The organism is Kitasatospora sp. NPDC038210 (assembly GCF_055600605.1).
The window spans coordinates 155,275-169,209 of the sequence record NZ_JBVJYK010000014.1 but is presented as its reverse complement, the minus strand read 5'-3'; the positions used below and the strand labels follow the sequence as shown (position 1 = coordinate 169,209).

Annotated in this window: 13 protein-coding genes; 5 read left to right on the top strand and 8 right to left on the bottom strand. The window is 73.3% G+C overall.

Features of this window, described 5'->3' with window-relative positions:
• Positions 1 to 52 precede the first annotated feature (52 nt).
• Both ACZ7KX_RS27360 and ACZ7KX_RS27355 read right to left on the bottom strand, forming a co-directional pair.
• Positions 53 to 403 (bottom strand): winged helix-turn-helix domain-containing protein, encoded by a 351-nt coding sequence (locus ACZ7KX_RS27360; RefSeq protein WP_350523799.1) that lies wholly within the window; start codon positions 401 to 403, stop codon positions 53 to 55.
• Entirely contained in the window at positions 400 to 1,191 is a 792-nt protein-coding gene (locus tag ACZ7KX_RS27355; RefSeq protein WP_470328772.1) for a hypothetical protein, read from the bottom strand. The genes ACZ7KX_RS27360 and ACZ7KX_RS27355 overlap by 4 nt, the downstream gene beginning before the upstream one ends.
• Positions 1,192 to 1,417: 226 nt before the next feature.
• Here ACZ7KX_RS27355 and ACZ7KX_RS27350 point away from each other — a divergent pair, with 226 nt between their 5' ends.
• Both ACZ7KX_RS27350 and ACZ7KX_RS27345 read left to right on the top strand, forming a co-directional pair.
• The gene (locus ACZ7KX_RS27350) at positions 1,418 to 2,821 is read left to right on the top strand and encodes a radical SAM protein (protein ID WP_470328771.1); all 1,404 of its coding nucleotides are present in this window, start codon (positions 1,418 to 1,420) and stop codon (positions 2,819 to 2,821) included.
• Positions 2,818 to 3,840: an aminotransferase class I/II-fold pyridoxal phosphate-dependent enzyme gene (locus ACZ7KX_RS27345; RefSeq protein ID WP_470328770.1), complete on the top strand. Its 1,023-nt coding sequence runs from the start codon at positions 2,818 to 2,820 to the stop codon at positions 3,838 to 3,840. The genes ACZ7KX_RS27350 and ACZ7KX_RS27345 overlap by 4 nt, the downstream gene beginning before the upstream one ends.
• A gap of 16 nt (positions 3,841 to 3,856) precedes the next feature.
• Here ACZ7KX_RS27345 and ACZ7KX_RS27340 read toward each other — a convergent pair whose 3' ends face one another.
• The 3 genes from ACZ7KX_RS27340 to ACZ7KX_RS27330 all read right to left on the bottom strand — a co-directional run bounded on the left by ACZ7KX_RS27340 (position 3,857) and on the right by ACZ7KX_RS27330 (position 6,924).
• Positions 3,857 to 4,759 carry a 5'-3' exonuclease gene (locus ACZ7KX_RS27340; protein ID WP_470328832.1) on the bottom strand — a complete coding sequence of 301 codons (903 nt, stop codon included), beginning with the start codon at positions 4,757 to 4,759 and terminating at the stop codon, positions 3,857 to 3,859.
• Positions 4,760 to 4,864: 105 nt separating this feature from the next.
• Complete coding sequence (locus ACZ7KX_RS27335) at positions 4,865 to 5,941, bottom strand: cation diffusion facilitator family transporter (protein WP_470328769.1); 1,077 nt, start codon at positions 5,939 to 5,941, stop codon at positions 4,865 to 4,867.
• Positions 5,942 to 6,135: 194 nt separating this feature from the next.
• Positions 6,136 to 6,924, bottom strand: a complete 789-nt coding sequence (locus ACZ7KX_RS27330; protein WP_470328768.1) for a gamma-glutamyl-gamma-aminobutyrate hydrolase family protein — start codon at positions 6,922 to 6,924, stop codon at positions 6,136 to 6,138.
• Between the two features lie 174 nt (positions 6,925 to 7,098).
• Here ACZ7KX_RS27330 and ACZ7KX_RS27325 point away from each other — a divergent pair, with 174 nt between their 5' ends.
• From ACZ7KX_RS27325 to ACZ7KX_RS27315, 3 genes are all read left to right on the top strand, one after another.
• Complete coding sequence (locus tag ACZ7KX_RS27325) at positions 7,099 to 8,604, top strand: glutamine synthetase family protein (protein ID WP_470328767.1); 1,506 nt, start codon at positions 7,099 to 7,101, stop codon at positions 8,602 to 8,604.
• 82 nt (positions 8,605 to 8,686) lie between these two features.
• Entirely contained in the window at positions 8,687 to 9,487 is an 801-nt protein-coding gene (locus ACZ7KX_RS27320) for a 3-oxoacyl-ACP reductase (protein WP_470328766.1), read from the top strand.
• 111 nt (positions 9,488 to 9,598) lie between these two features.
• On the top strand, positions 9,599 to 10,882 hold the full coding sequence (locus ACZ7KX_RS27315) for a DUF2510 domain-containing protein (protein WP_470328765.1): 1,284 nt from the start codon (positions 9,599 to 9,601) through the stop codon (positions 10,880 to 10,882).
• Between the two features lie 126 nt (positions 10,883 to 11,008).
• Here the strand turns inward: ACZ7KX_RS27315 and ACZ7KX_RS27310 are convergent, their stop codons facing one another.
• From ACZ7KX_RS27310 to ACZ7KX_RS27300, 3 genes are all read right to left on the bottom strand, one after another.
• Complete coding sequence (locus ACZ7KX_RS27310) at positions 11,009 to 11,926, bottom strand: lytic polysaccharide monooxygenase auxiliary activity family 9 protein (RefSeq protein ID WP_470328764.1); 918 nt, start codon at positions 11,924 to 11,926, stop codon at positions 11,009 to 11,011.
• A gap of 245 nt (positions 11,927 to 12,171) precedes the next feature.
• A complete protein-coding gene (locus tag ACZ7KX_RS27305; RefSeq protein WP_470328763.1) occupies positions 12,172 to 12,600 on the bottom strand; it encodes a hypothetical protein in 429 nt (142 codons plus the stop codon).
• 59 nt (positions 12,601 to 12,659) lie between these two features.
• Positions 12,660 to 13,877 (bottom strand): alanine racemase, encoded by a 1,218-nt coding sequence (locus ACZ7KX_RS27300; protein ID WP_470328762.1) that lies wholly within the window; start codon positions 13,875 to 13,877, stop codon positions 12,660 to 12,662.
• Positions 13,878 to 13,935 lie beyond the last annotated feature (58 nt).

Sequence of the window (13,935 nt, the reverse complement as noted above, 5' to 3'; positions counted from 1 at the left end):
GCCGTCGCCGGCGGGAGCGAGTGGGAAGTCGGCCGGGCCGACTTCCCGCTCCCTACTCCTGCCGCCCGCTCGCCGCAGCCGCGTCGAGGCGGCGGACGAGTTCGCGCAGGGCCCGGAGTTCGCGGTCGAGCGCCTCGGCGCCGCGCGGGGTCATGGCGACCCAGGTCCGGGGGCGGCGGCCGGCGTAGCCCTTGGTGACGGTGACGAGGCCGGAGTCCTCCAGGACCTTCAGATGGCGGGACAGGTTGCCGTCGGTGGCGCCGAGTTGCTCCTTGAGGAAACCGAAGTCCACCTGGTCGGCCTCACGGGCGATGGTGAGGATCCCGAGCCGGACCCGTTGGTGGACGGTGTCGTCCAGCGACAGGGTCGGGTGCTGTTCCTCGGTTTCGTCGGCAACGCTCATGGGGTGACCGTACGGGATGCCGCAGTTCGTCGGCGCCCGGCGGTCCACTGGGCCAGGCCTGCGGCCAGCGGGATCGCCGCGAGCAGGAGGGCCTTCAGCTCCGGGCGGTCGGTCCAGCCGTCGGACCGGTCGAGCCACGGCAGCCAGCCGCTCTCCCACGGGGCCGAGAGGTAGGCGCTGAGCAGCGCGGTGTGGAGGAGGCCGGCGCCGGCCACCAGCGGGCTGCGTTCGGCCAGGCCGAGGACGAACAGGCCGACACCGAGGACGTACCAGGGCGAGGCGTAGGTGTTCACCAGGAGGTCGAGGTCGAAGTGCCGGCTGTCGGCGAGGACCCGCGCGAGCACCACGGCGGCGGCCAGCGCGCCGACTCCGGCCGTGGCGCCCAGCCAGGTCGTGCGGCGCGGGACGATCCCGCGGGCCTCGCCGCGCCGCCGGTACCAGCGGGCCAGGGCGAACCAGGCCAGCGGGAGCAGTGCGAACCAGACGCCCCAGGCCAGGCAGCGGAGCACAGCCCCGGCGAACTCGCCCTTCTCGCAGGCGGCTCCGGGGGCGTGCGGCACGCACAGGCCGGTCAGCTGGGCGTAGGCGAAGGCCGGGTAGGAGGTGATGTCCCGCCCGTTGGCGCCGAAGTTGAAGGCCTGCCCGGCGACCGGTACGGCCGCCAGCGCGAGCAGGCCCAGGCCGAGCAACGGGACCCCCGCCCCGCTCAGTCGGCTCCTGGCCCTCGCCCGCAGCCCGTTCGTGGCGGCCAGCAACTCGGCCGGGCCGCCCTGCTGCAGTGTGGTCACGCTCCACCCCCTCGGTGCCGTCGGCCCCTCCGACGGCCCGTCAACTTTGCAATGCAAAGTACATTGTGGTCAAGAGTTCACGGGGATGCAGAGCCGGGGCGGTCACGGGGTCGGTTGCGGCGAACGCGGCGGCCCCTCGCGCGGATCGTCCGGTCGGCGGGGAAGCCGTCCGGGATCATCGGATCGAGCAGCTCGCACGCGGGAGCCGGTCGTGCATGATGACCCGATGAAACGTAGCGACCGGCGCTTCCACGTCATCGTGCTGTCGAACTTCGCCAGGGGCTTCGACAAGTACGCCTTCGCCTACGGCAAGGCGGGCATCCCGGAGAGCACCCATCCCGACCGGTTCCACCTGCTGACCCGTGCGGAGCTGGGCATCGGCGTCGGCAAGGCACGACGCCTGCTGGAGCGGCTGGCCATCCCGGGTGACCGGCTGCTGGTGCTGGAGACCGCGGTGGACCCCGACGAGCTGGTGCCCAACGCGGCGACCGGCCTCGGCATGGAACTGCACGAGGCCCGCATCCGGCTGTCAGCCGTCCACGAACTCGACCACGCGGACGACCCCGACGACCCCGACCACCCGGCCACCCTCGACGAGCCAGCCACCGCGAGCGAAGCGGGCGACGGGCTCACGCTGCGCCCGACGACCGTCGAGGACGCGATGGCGGCCTCCCTGCGCCTGCACGGATCGGCAGATCGTCACTACGCCGACCTGAGACCGCGCTCGGTCTCGCTGCTGCCGGTCGCCTCCGCCTGCCAGGCCCGGTGCTCGTTCTGCTTCTCCGCGGCGTCGATCTCCAGTGACCAGGCGCCGGCCCGGGTCCCGTGGGACGCGGTCGCCCACTGGCTGGGGCGCGCCCGTGCGGCGGGCGCCGAGCGTGCGGTGATCACCGGTGGAGGGGAGCCCACGCTCATACCCTTCGACCAGCAGCTGCGGCTGGTGTCCGCCTGCTCGGCGGCCTTCCCGAAGGTCGTCCTGATCACCAACGCGCACACCCTGGCGAAGGGCGGGCACGCCGACCGGGCCGACCGGCTGGCAGCCCTGGACGCCGCAGGCCTGAGCGTGCTGGCGGTCTCCCGGCACCACCAGGACGACGCCGTCAGCGAGCGACTGATGGCGCTGCGCACGCCGGTGGGCTCGGTGATCGACACCTGGCGGGTGGAACGCGACCGCTGGCCGTCGCTGCGGACGCGGCTCATCTGCGTGCTCCAGCACGGCGGCGTGGTCGACGCGGCCGGCGTCGCCGACTACCTCTCGTGGGCCGCGGCCCTGGGTGTCGAGGAGGTCTGCTTCAAGGAGCTCTACGTCTCCACCAGCACCGAGTCGCTCTACTTCGACCGCGCCGCCAACGTCTGGAGCCGGGAGCACCAGGTGTCACTGTCCGTCGTCACCGGGTTCGCCGAGCAGCACGGCTTCGAACTCGCGAGCCGCCTGCCCTGGGGTGCGCCGGTCTACCGCGGCAGCTGGGACGGCCGGCCGATGCGGATCGCCGCCTACACGGAGCCCAGCCTGCTCTGGGAGCGCACCAGCGGGGTCGCCCGCAGCTGGAACGTCCTGGCCGACGGGCGCTGCTACGCCTCCCTGGAGGACCGGGCCAGCGAGATCCTGCCGGAAGGGGCGGTGGCATGAGGTTCGACGAGTTCCAGGACTTCCGGCAGCGGCAGCTCGACGCGTCCCCGTCGCTGCTGGACGCCGCCGAGACCAACCTGTACCGGGCGCTCGCGCCGATGCGGCCGGAACCGCCGGACGACGCGCGTACGGTGCACCGGTGCGATCTCGCCCGTGCCTGGCTGCGGCGCTACGAGCTGCCGGAGGAGTGGTCCGGTCGCGCCATGGTCTGTCGAGGGGTCCGCCACGGGCTCGACGTGGTGTTCCGCCGGCTGCGCGCCGTGCGGGCGAGGGTGTGGCTGCCCGCGGACGTGTACCCGGTCTACTTCGAGCTGGCCCGCGCCGCGGGCCTGGCGCCCGCGGCCTACCCGACGCTGCCGTCACCGGTCCTGCCGGGGGCGCCGGCGGACGACCGGCCCGAGTACCTGCTGCTCGCCAACCCCAGCAAGCCGCTCGGCCGGTACCTGTCCGACGCCGAGGGCGCCGAGGTGATCGCCTGGCTGCGGGAGTCACCGCAGCGGCGCCTGCTGATCGACGGCGTCTACGACCTGGGCGCACCGTTCGCCGCCGGCACGCGGCGGTTGCTGGACACCGGTCGTGCGGTCCTGCTGCACTCGGTCACCAAGGGATGGCTCTGGCCGCGCACCTTCGGCGTGGTCCTGCTGGGCCCGGATCAGGCCGAACTGGCCGACTCGTTCCGCGCGGACCCGCCGACGCCCGAGCAGTTGAGGCTCGCCGACCGCCTGCTGACCGTGCACGGCGACGTGCCCGGGCAGATCGCCGCCGAACTGGCCGTACGGGCCGAGCGGTTGTTCGACCGGCTGCCGGCCGACGTGCTCGGGGCGATCGCGCCGGGGAGCCGGACCTGCCCGGGCAACTACTTCTTCCCGGTCGACGTCCCGGCGGAGACGCTCCGCCGCGCGTACGGCGTGCTCGCCCTGCCGGGCGGCGTCTTCGGCGAGACCGGTTGGTCCGGCTCCGTCCTGACCAGCCTCGCCGACGCCTTCGGCCCGACGCCGTCGGCGGTGCGACCGGGGTGACGCCCCCGGTGGTCCCTCAGTGCTGGGCCAGGGCCTCCAGGACGCGGTCCAGGGAGGTGCCGAGGCCCCAGCGGGTGGAGAGCTCTTCGAGGGTCATCGGGTCGAGGGGTTCGCGGGGGAGGACCGGGTCGAAAGCGGGGAGGGGGGCGTCGTCGGCGACGCGGACGACCTTCGGGGCGACGTCGAGGTAGGCGGCGCCCTCGACGATGTTGCGGCGGCGTGCCGGGGTGAGCTTGGAGGCGAGGTCGAGGGCGGCGGCGCGGATGGCCGGGAGGTCGCCGTACTCGTTGATCAGCTGGGCGGCGGTCTTCTCGCCGATGCCCTTGACCCCGGGCAGCCCGTCCGACGGGTCACCGCGCAGGGCGGCCATGTCGGCGTACTGGGCGCCGCGCACGCCGTACTTCTCCAGCAGCAGCGCGTCGTCGGTGACCTGCAGGTTGCCCATGCCCTTGACCGGGTAGAGCACGGTGATCCCCCGGGCGTCGTCCACCAGCTGGAAGAGGTCGCGGTCGCCGGTGACGATCTGCACCGGACCCTCGGCGCGGGCGGTGAGGGTGCCGATCACGTCGTCCGCCTCGTAGCCGGGGGAGCCGACCCGGGCGATGCCGAGCGCGTCCAGCACCTGCTCGATCACCGGGACCTGCGGGGCGAGCGTGTCGGGCACCTCCTCCTCGCCGTCCACGGCGGCCTCGGCGACCCGGTGGGTCTTGTACGAGGGGACGAGGTCCACCCGCCACTGCGGGCGCCAGTCGGCGTCCATGCAGGCCACCAGCCGGTCGGGGCGGTGGTCGTGGACCAGCCGGGCGATGAAGTCCAGCAGGCCGCGGACGGCGTTGACCGGCTCGCCCTGCGGCGAGCGCAGGGTGTCCGGTACGCCGAAGTAGGCCCGGAAGTACAGGCTGGCGGAGTCGAGCAGCATCAGTCGCGGTGCGGTCACGTCACAGATCATGCCGCACCGCGCTGACGGAGTCCCGGTTCTCGGCGCTCCCGCGGCCCGGTTCCCGGTGCTCGTGCGGCCCGGTTCTCAGTGCTCGTGCGGCCCGGCGCGGTGGACCGGGCCGTGGGCGTCGGCGCAGTGTTCGGCGGCCGTGTCGCCCGGTGCGGCGATCTGCAGCAGCGCGCCCGCCTCGTCCTCGCCGACGTGGTCGACCTGGAGGGTGCTGTGGGTGATGCCGTACTCGTCGGCCAGTCGGCGCTGGAGCCGGCGCCGGACGGCGTGGCAGTCGCCGCCGGGGGTGACCAGGACGTGCGCGGAGAGCGCCGGCTGGCCGGAGGTGATCTCCCAGATGTGCAGGTCGTGGATCTCCTCGACCAGCGGTTCGGTGACCATCCGGTCGGCCACCGCGTCGGGGTCGATCCCGGCGGGGGCGGCCTCCAGGAAGATCCGCCCGGAGTCGCGGACGAGGCCGATGCCGGCCTTGAGCATCAGCGCGACGACGATCAGCGAGGCGATCGCGTCGGCCCGCTCGAAGCCGGTGGTCAGGACGACCACACCGGCGATGGCGGTGGCGATGAACGCGTACAGGTCGGTCAGGACGTGCTGGAAGGCGCCCTCGACGTTCAGCGAGCTGCGGTTGGCCTTGGACATGCACCAGGTCGCCGCGAGGTTGACGACGATCCCGACCAGCGCGGTGACCAGCACCAGCGAGCCGGCGACGTCCGGCGGTTCGAGCAGCCGGGTGACGGCCTCGTAGCCCAGCCAGGCCGAGAGCACCAGCAGGGTGACGCCGTTGGCCTGCGCGGAGAGGATCTCGGCCCGCTTGAGGCCGTAGGTGTAGCCGCCGCGGGCCGGGCGGGCGGCGAGCCGCATCGCGACCAGGGCGAGCACGATCGAGGCGGCGTCGGTGAGCATGTGCGCCGCGTCGGAGATCAGCGCGAGGGACTGGGCGGCGAAGCCGACCACGACCTCGCCGGCCATGAAGACGACGATCAGGGCGAGCGCGCCGAGCAGCCAGCGGCGGTCCGCGTCGGCGGCGACACCGTGCGAGTGCCCGCCGTGGCCCCCGTGTCCGCCGTGCGCGTGTCCGCCGCCGTGCCCGTGCCCGTTCGACTGTGCGTGGTCATGCGCATGATCATCGTGCGAATGCTCGTGCCTGGCCATGGAAGTCCTCTCTGGGCGCACGAAGGCGAACGGGGGTGCGGCGCGACCGCCCCGCAACCGAAGTGAACCGCAGAATCGACAAAGATCCAAAGGCTGTACTGGTGACCGTTGTCGTTGCCGTTCGGCCGGCCGGACGCGGTGCACTCCGCACCCCTCCGACCAGCCGATGTCGCCTGCGCCCGCGCCCAGTTGAGCTACCCCAGCGCGACCGGGTCCAGGGCCGCCGAGCCCGGGACCGCGGCATCGGCGACGGCGGCGTCCAGGGCCGTGGCGTCCAGCGCGGCGGCGGTGGCCGCCCGCACCAGGGCCCGCATCAGCCGCAGGTCGTCCCCCTGCTCCGGATGCCACTGCACCCCGAGCGTGAACCCCGGCCCCTCCACCGCCTCGACCGTGCCGTCCGGCGCGTGGGCGCTCACCCGCAGGCCCGTGCCCACCCGGTCGACGGCCTGGTGGTGGAAGGTCGGGACCTCCAGCTCGCACTCCGGCAGCAGCCCGCCCAGCAGCGTGCCCGGTACCGGCCGCACCAGGTGCGTGCCGTACCGTCCCGGCGACCCGCCGTGCACGTTCACCGGCAGCACGTCCGGCAGGTGCTGCACCAGCGTTCCCCCACACACCACGTTCAGGACCTGCATCCCGCGGCAGACCCCGAGCAGCGGCATCCCCGCGGCCAGCGCCGCCCGCAGCAGGGCGACCTCCCAGGCGTCGCGCTCCGGCGAGTCCACCTCGGTCGCCGGATGGGCCGGCTCCCCGTAGTACGCCGGGTCGATGTCCGGCCCGCCCGCGATGACCAGCGCGTCAAGCCGGGCCAGCACCTCCGGCGCCCGCTCCGGGGCGTCCGGTGGCAGCAGGACGGCGATCCCGCCGGAGTCCCGGACGTACGCGGTGTACCGCTCGGGCACGAGGGCGACCCGGCGGCCCCGCCAGTCGCTCCAGCTCGCGTCCACGAGGTAGGTGCTGACGCCGATCAAAGGCCTGCGATTCATGGCGCGCATTCTCCTCCCGAACCACCTGATCCACCGTCAACCACGCATATCGGCGCGCCACACCAGTCCGCCCTCTTCCGCCCCGCGAGTCGCAGGCCGTACGGTTCACTGTGACTGCTTGATCTCGAAGAGTGATCGAAGGAATGCAGGACGTCGAGGAAGGAGGGCTCCGCCATGTCCGGGAACGCCGCCCCCGAGAACGCCGGCCCCGGCAACACCGCACCCGGGAACTCCAGGCCCGGGAGCGCCACCCCGCGGAGCGCCGCCCCCGGGAACGCCGCGCCGGAGCGCACCACGTCCGGGACCACCGCCGCGGCCGTGCCACCCCGGCCGCCGCTGACCCTGGACGAGCTGCGCACCCTGGTGGACGCCGGCGAGGTGCACACCGTCGCGCTCGCCTTCACCGACATGCAGGGCCGGCTGCAGGGCAAGCGCTTCGCCGCCCGGTTCTTCCTCGACGAAGTCGCCGAGCACGGCGCCGAGGCCTGCGACTACCTGCTGGCCGTCGACGTCGACCTGAACACCGTGGACGGCTACGCCTTCTCCTCCTGGGCCACCGGCTACGGCGACTTCGCGATGCGCCCCGACCTCGGCACCCTGCGGCTGACCCCATGGCAGCCCGGCACCGCCCAGGTCACCGCCGACCTCGCCCGGCACGGCGGCCACCCGGTGGACGCCGCCCCGCGCCAGCTGCTGCGCCGCCAGATCGCCCGGCTCGCCGAGTACGGCCTGGCCGCCGACATCGGCACCGAACTGGAGTTCCTGGTCTTCCGCGACACCTACGAGCAGGCCTGGCTCGGCGGCTACCGCGGCCTGACCCCGGCCAACCTCTACAACGTGGACTACTCGATGCTGGGCACCGCCCGGGTCGAGCCGCTGCTCTCCCGGATCCGCAACGAGATGGCCGGCGCCGGCCTGGTCGTGGAGTCCGCCAAGGGCGAGTGCAACCTCGGCCAGCACGAGATCGCCTTCCGCTACGCCGACGCCCTCACCACCTGCGACCAGCACAGCGTCTACAAGACCGGGGCGAAGGAGATCGCCGCCCAACTCGGCTGCGCGCTCACCTTCATGGCCAAGTACGACGAGCGCGAGGGCAACAGCTGCCACATCCACCTCTCGCTGCGCGACGCCGTCGGCGCCCCGGCCTTCGCCGACCGCGACGGCCGGATGACCGACACCATGCGGCACTTCCTGGCCGGCCAGCTGAAGGTGCTGCGCGAGTTCAGCGTGCTCTACGCCCCGAACATCAACTCGTACAAGCGCTACCGCCCCGGCTCCTTCGCACCGACCGCCGTCGCCTGGGGCCGGGACAACCGCACCTGCGCCTACCGGGTGGTCGGCCACGGCCCCGGCCTGCGGATGGAGAACCGGGTGCCCGGCGGCGACGTCAACCCCTACCTCGCCGTGGCCGGGATGATCGCGGCCGGTCTGTACGGGCTGCAGCGCAAGCTGGAGCTGCCCGCGCCCTGCCTGGGCAACGCCTACGCGGTCGAGGAGTACGCCCGGGTGCCCGGATCGCTGCGCGAGGCCGCCGACCTGTGGGCGCAGAGCGAACTGGCCCGGGAGGCCTTCGGCGACGACGTCGTCGACCACTACCTGAACATGGCCCGGGTCGAGCAGGCCGCCTACGACGGCGCCGTCACCGACTGGGAGCGCTACCGGTCCTTCGAACGGATGTGACGCATGACCGACGGAAGTGGAGACATGACCGACGGAGGCGGGGCCAGGAACGTCGTCATCCAGAGCGAGGAGTGACAGCCCGATGAGCGAGAAGCACGCCGCGCGGGACGGGGTGGTCTGCCGTCGGCTGGTCGGCCGCACCGCCGTGGTCACCGGCGCGGGCAGCGGCATCGGCCTGGCCGCCGCCCGCCGGCTCGCCTCGGAGGGGGCGAAGGTGGTCTGCGCCGACCTCGACGAGGAGACCGGACGGGCCGCCGCCAAGGAGGTCGGAGGGCTGTTCGTGCACACCGACGTCGCCGATCCGTACATGGTCGAGGCGCTCTTCGACGAGGCGTACGAGACCTACGGCAGCGTGGACGTGGCCTTCAACAACGCGGGCATCTCGCCGCCGGAGGACGACTCGATCCTGACCACCGGCCTGGACGCCTGGAAGCGGGTCCAGGAGGTCAACCTGACCTCGGTCTACCTGTGCTGCAAGGCCGCCCTGCCGTACATGCGCCGGCACGGACGCGGCTCGATCATCAACACCGCCGGCCTCGTGGCCCGGATGGGCGCGGCCACCTCGCAGATCTCCCACACCGCCTCCAAGGGCGGGGTGCTCGCGATGTCCCGCGAGCTGGGCGTGCAGTTCGCCCGCGAGGGGATCCGGGTCAACGCGCTCTCCCCGGGGCCGGTGGACACCCCGTTGCTGCGCGAGCTGTTCGCCGAGGATCCGGAACGGGCGGCCCGCCGACTGGTGCACGTCCCGCTCGGCCGGTTCGCGCGGGCCGAGGAGATCGCGGCCGCGGTGGCCTTCCTGGCCAGCGACGACTCCTCGTTCATCACGGCGAGCGAGTTCCTGGTGGACGGCGGCATCTCCGGGGCCTACGTCACCCCGCTCTGAGGGCCGCCGTCGGGGACCGCCACGCCTTCTCACCGTAATCTCATCGAAAGCCGCGGGAATTCCGTGCCGCGCTGATTTCGCGTTTATCCGGCTGCCTTTAGATTCTCTGCTGTGAGTGAGCAGATTCCCGCCGGGTGGTACCCGGACCCGAAGGCCACCACCGGCGACCCGGCGACGCAGCGGTGGTGGGACGGCAAGGGCTGGACGGGCGCCACCCGGCCCGCAGTCTCGGACGTCCCGGAGCCGGACGTCCCGGAGCCGGACGTCCCGGAGCCGGACGCCCCGGAGCCGGGCGCCGCGTCGGCGTCCGGTGCGGCGGCGGCCCCCGCGGCTCCGCACGCCCCGGAAGCCTCGGACGCCCCGCAGGCCTCGGCGGCCGGTGAGCACGGGGCGGGGACGGCCGAGCAGCCCACCGTGCTGGAGGGGGAGGTCCTGGAGAGCGGCCCGACCGTCCGCTACCCGGAGCCGCCGCCCTTCGGTGCCGCATTCGGCGCGGCCGTGCCGCCGCGCAAGGCCCGGCGCAAGCCGTCGAAGCTGGTCGTGGCGACCACCGTCGCCGCGCTGCTCGGCCTGGGCGCGGGCTCGGGGATCACCTACCTCGCCATGGACGGCCACGACGACAAGTCCAAGCCGGTCGCCCAGCACACCCCCCGCGGCAACTTCGGTCCCTGGGGCGGCTACCCGGGCTCCGGCGGCGGCGACGGCAGCAGCCAGGACGGCCAGGGCAACGGTCAGGGCAATGGCAAGGGCAACGGGAACGGCAAGGGCAACGGCAACGGCAACGGCCAGGGGAACGGCAACGGCCGGGTCCGGCCCGGCGCCGACACCGCGATCGACATGGTGAACAGGCTCACCCTGCCGGTCCCGAACGGCTGGCAGGCCGACACCACCGACAACGGCTACGCCATGATCACCGTCGGCCCGTACGACTGCCCCGACGGCAGCGGCAACGAGTGCACCCTCGGCGGGGCGAACACCGGACGGATCGACGGTGCGGGCACCGACGCCCAGACGGCGGCCAAGGCCGACATCGACAAGGCCGCCAAGGACTCGTACGTCGGCATCACCGGCCACCAGGAGCTCAAGTCCGAGGCCGTGAAGGTCAACGGCAAGGACGGCTACCTGGTCCGCTGGAAGGTGGACGTCGCCAAGGGCAACCCCGGCTACGTGCAGACCGTGGTCTTCCCGTCCGCCGACGGCAAGGCGCTGGTCTCGGTGCACTTCGGCTTCGACATCGCCGACAAGGCGCCGGACGTCGCCGTGATGGACACCATCGTCAAGGGCATCACCGACTACAAGGGCAAGCTGCCGAGCATCCCCGGGCTGCCCGGCTCGGGCGCCGGCCCCGGCGGCGCGGGCGGCGGCGCCGGAGGCACCGGGGGCACCACCACCTGAGCCCGCGCTCCTCACACGGCGGCGGCCCACCCGGGAGGCAGACCTCCGGGGTGGGCCGCCGCCGTCATGCGGTCACGGGAACCGGGCCGGACGGGGGTGTGACCGGCCCGGCGCCCGCGTCCGGCGTCAGGAGTCGCGTCGAACAGCCTCGACACGACGGCGCCGGAGCACCATGCCGGCCCAGCCGACGCCGATCGCGGCGGCACCGGCGAGCAGCAGCGGGCCGGTGGCCGAGGTGCCGGCCACGGCGGCGGAGGTGGTCGGGACGATCTGGCCGGCCGGGGCGTTCGGGTCCCCGCCGTGGCCGTGGTGGGCGACTGTGGACCTGGGCGCGTCGGCCGCGATCTGGGCGTCGCTGGGCGCGGCCGGGGCCTGCGCGGCGAGCGCCGGGGCGGCAGCGGCGGCGGTCGAGCCGAAGTCGACGTCGGAGCAGCTGTAGAACGCCTCCGGGCTGTCGCTGCGCTGCCAGACCATGTACAGCAGCTGGCGGCCGGTGCGCTGCGGCAGGGTGCCGGAGTAGGTGTAGTACCCGTCGGTCGCGGTCCGGGTGACCTGCACCTGGGCCACCGGGGTGGGGTCGAGGTCCGACCACTTCAGCGGCTTGGCGGGGTCGTAGCTCGGCTTGGTGATGTAGACGGTCTGGGTGCCGACGTGCGGCGCGGTGGTGCGGAACTGGAAGTTGAACGCGCCCGCCTTGACCGGGGTGGCCGGCCAGTCGGTGCGCGGCCAGTCCAGGGCCTGGTACTTGTCGCGGTTGGCCGAGCAGAGCTTGCCGTCCGGGATCAGCGCCTGGTGGTTGCCGGCCGCGTTGGCGATGTTGACCTCGTTCCAGTCGTAGAGCGGCTGGGTGCCGCTCGCGGCCACGAGGTCCTTGCAGACCTGGGACACCGGGTGCTCCGGGCCCTCCGCGTAGCAGGCGGCGACCCGGCTGACGGGGTTGGTCATCGTGCCGTGGGCGCTGGCGGTGCCGGCGGTGGTCGCGGCCACCGCGAGGACCGCGGCGCCGACCACGCCGACGGACAGGGCACTTCGCTTGATGGACATGGGGTGGGGACTCCTTGACCGTCGTGCCGGGCGAGTTGTGGGGGAGAGCGGGCACGCCTGCCCGTTCGGGGGCCGGTCGGCCCGGATCGCGGCCCCCGGCCCGAGCGTAGGATTGGTCTGGACCAGAGCGCAATAGCCGCGCGTGGACCACTTGTTGACGGACTGTAGGCCCCGGAACAGCGCAAAGGCCCGATGGAAGGCTGTTGTTAGCCGTTCCATCGGGCCTGGTTAAGGCTGGGGAAAGGTCAGAAGTTCAGGTCGCCGTTGATCGTCTCGGTCGTGACGACCTTGCCGTGGCCGACCTGGAGGACGGTGCCGTGGACCGTCATGTCCTTGAGCTCGTTGTGGTAGACGGTGACCTGCTCGGGCCGCTTGGGGATGAACTCGTCCAGGATCGCCTGGAGTTCCTCGGCCATCGCCGGGTTGTCGGCCAGCAGCCGGCGCAGCTTCGGCTCCCACTCGCCCTGGGCGCTCTGGACGGCGGACTCGCGGCTGTCCTCCGGCGCTGCGGCCAACTCGGCCCTGGTCTCGTCCAGATCCTCGGAGATCGACTCCGCCCTGCGGCCGAACATCGCGGCGACACGCGGCTTGACCCGGTCCCAGGCCGAGGTGACCATGAGGCCGGCCAGAGCGGTCGCGCCCCTCGTGGCGATGTCCGTGAACTCGGGGTCCATGCTGCTCCCTTGTCGTACCGTTCGGTCGGCACCACGGTAGGGCAGAGACGGGCGAACCGTCAGAGAAATGTCTTCCCCTCACCCCGGTACGTCGGCACGGTCCGGACGACGCGTTCGCCCTCGATCAGGTGCAGCTCCGCGAAGCGCTCGCACAGCTCGCCCGCCTTGGCGTGCCGGAACCAGACGCGGTCGCCGATCAGCAGGTCGTCCGCGGCCGGGCCGAGCAGCGGGGTCTGGACCTCGCCGGCGCCCTCCATGGGGTCGTAGCGCAGGCCCGGCGGCAGGTACGGCACCGGCGAGCGGTCCGGGCCGGCCGCGCCGGAGGCCGGGTAGCCGCCGCCGAGCACCGTGACCACGCCGACGCCTGGGCGGCGCACCACCGGCTGGCCGAACAGGGCGGCCGGACGGCCCCGGAAGGAGCGGTAGTTGTCGAACAGCTGCGGCTGGTAGAGCCCGGAGCCGGCCGCCACCTCGGTGACGGCGCGCTCGGCCACGGTGGACTCCACGCTGCCGGTGCCGCCGCCGTTGACGAACTCCAGCTCGGCGACCTGCCGCAGCCGTCGGACCACCGCCGCGCGACGCTCGGCCAGTTCGGTCCGGGCCTTGGCCTGCATCAGCCGGATCAGGTGCGAGCGCACCGGCCGTCCGGGCACCCGGTCGCCCACCCCGGCGACGTGTCCCTCGTACGCCATCAGGCCGACCACCCGGAAGCCCCGGCGGCGCTGGACGAGTTCGGCGAAGGCGCCGAGGTCCTCGGGGGTGCGCAGCGGCGAGCGCCGGGCGCCGACCCGGACCCGGCCGCCGAGCAGGTGCAGGGCGGTGTCCAGTTCCAGGCAGACCCGGACCTCGGCGTCGCCGGCCCGGGCCTTGTCGATGAGGTCGAGCTGGTCCGGGTCGTCCAGGACGACGGTGACCTCCCGGGCGGCCGCCGGGTCGGCGGTGAGGGCGGCGAACCCGTCCCGGTCGGCGGAGGGGTAGGCGAGCAGGACGTCCCGGACGCCGGTGCGGGCGAGCCAGAGCGATTCGTCCAGGGTGAAGCTCATCACCCCGGCGAAGCCGTCCACGGCCAGCACCCGCTCCAGCAGTGCCCGGCAGCGCACCGACTTGCTGGCGACCCGGATCGGCTTGCCGCCCGCCCGGCGCACCAGGTCGGCGGCGTTGGCGTCGAAGGCGGCGAGGTCGACGACGGCGACCGGCCCGTCCAGGTGGGCGGTGGCGCGGTCGTACCGGAGGCGGTCGGAGACCGGGGTGGGCGCGGGTGCGTCGAGGATCACCATGGGCGCAGGGTGCCACAGCGGCCTACCGGTGGGTAGGGGGCGCGTGCAGGGAAATCGG

Bases quoted from the DNA above. Each gene is read 5' to 3' on its own strand.
- ACZ7KX_RS27360 (WP_350523799.1), bottom strand. From the start codon at position 403: ATGAGCGTTGCCGACGAAACCGAGGAACAGCACCCGACCCTGTCGCTG.
- ACZ7KX_RS27350 (WP_470328771.1), top strand. From the start codon at position 1,418: ATGAAACGTAGCGACCGGCGCTTCCACGTCATCGTGCTGTCGAACTTC.
- ACZ7KX_RS27345 (WP_470328770.1), top strand. From the start codon at position 2,818: ATGAGGTTCGACGAGTTCCAGGACTTCCGGCAGCGGCAGCTCGACGCG.
- ACZ7KX_RS27340 (WP_470328832.1), bottom strand. From the start codon at position 4,759: ATGCTGCTCGACTCCGCCAGCCTGTACTTCCGGGCCTACTTCGGCGTA.
- ACZ7KX_RS27335 (WP_470328769.1), bottom strand. From the start codon at position 5,941: ATGGCCAGGCACGAGCATTCGCACGATGATCATGCGCATGACCACGCA.
- ACZ7KX_RS27330 (WP_470328768.1), bottom strand. From the start codon at position 6,924: ATGAATCGCAGGCCTTTGATCGGCGTCAGCACCTACCTCGTGGACGCG.
- ACZ7KX_RS27325 (WP_470328767.1), top strand. From the start codon at position 7,099: ATGTCCGGGAACGCCGCCCCCGAGAACGCCGGCCCCGGCAACACCGCA.
- ACZ7KX_RS27320 (WP_470328766.1), top strand. From the start codon at position 8,687: ATGAGCGAGAAGCACGCCGCGCGGGACGGGGTGGTCTGCCGTCGGCTG.
- ACZ7KX_RS27310 (WP_470328764.1), bottom strand. From the start codon at position 11,926: ATGTCCATCAAGCGAAGTGCCCTGTCCGTCGGCGTGGTCGGCGCCGCG.
- ACZ7KX_RS27305 (WP_470328763.1), bottom strand. From the start codon at position 12,600: ATGGACCCCGAGTTCACGGACATCGCCACGAGGGGCGCGACCGCTCTG.
- ACZ7KX_RS27300 (WP_470328762.1), bottom strand. From the start codon at position 13,877: ATGGTGATCCTCGACGCACCCGCGCCCACCCCGGTCTCCGACCGCCTC.